The sequence below is a fragment of the Bartonella sp. AA81SXKL genome, from assembly GCF_042196945.1.
In the GTDB taxonomy this organism is placed as follows: domain Bacteria; phylum Pseudomonadota; class Alphaproteobacteria; order Rhizobiales; family Rhizobiaceae; genus Bartonella.
This window is the reverse complement of record NZ_JBHIRH010000240.1, coordinates 338-712: the sequence shown is the minus strand read 5'-3', so window position 1 is coordinate 712 and position 375 is coordinate 338. Positions and strand designations below refer to the sequence as shown.

At 37.1% G+C, this 375-nt stretch carries 1 pseudogene; it reads left to right on the top strand.

Going from position 1 to position 375, the window contains the following annotated elements:
- Positions 1-314 (top strand): annotated as a pseudogene (locus ACFINZ_RS10840) (TonB-dependent heme/hemoglobin receptor family protein); the annotation flags it as partial.
- Between the last annotated feature and the right edge of the window lie 61 nt (positions 315-375).

Sequence of the window (375 nt, the reverse complement as noted above, 5' to 3'; positions counted from 1 at the left end):
AAGCGATTATTGGAGTAGGATATGCAAAAGACACTTGGGGGGCAGATGTTGTGGTTACTTCGTCTGCTAAACGTGATAAAGTCGCTAAAGGTTCTGATTATCAAAAAATTCCGGGCTACAAGGTTGTTGATGTATCTGGTTGGTGGAAACCGTTCGATAAAAAAGGCCTTGTTGTAAGAGCTGGTATTTATAATCTTTTCAATGAAAAATATTGGAATGTATCAGACCTTCCTGATGGAAAAAGTTCAACACCAAAGGATTATTACAGCCAGCCTGGTCGTAACTTTAAGGTGTCATTCGTGCAAAGGTTTTAGTCACTTCTGTTAACCATTGGATCAATATAAAGTTATATCGATAAAAGGGTAAATTATTATG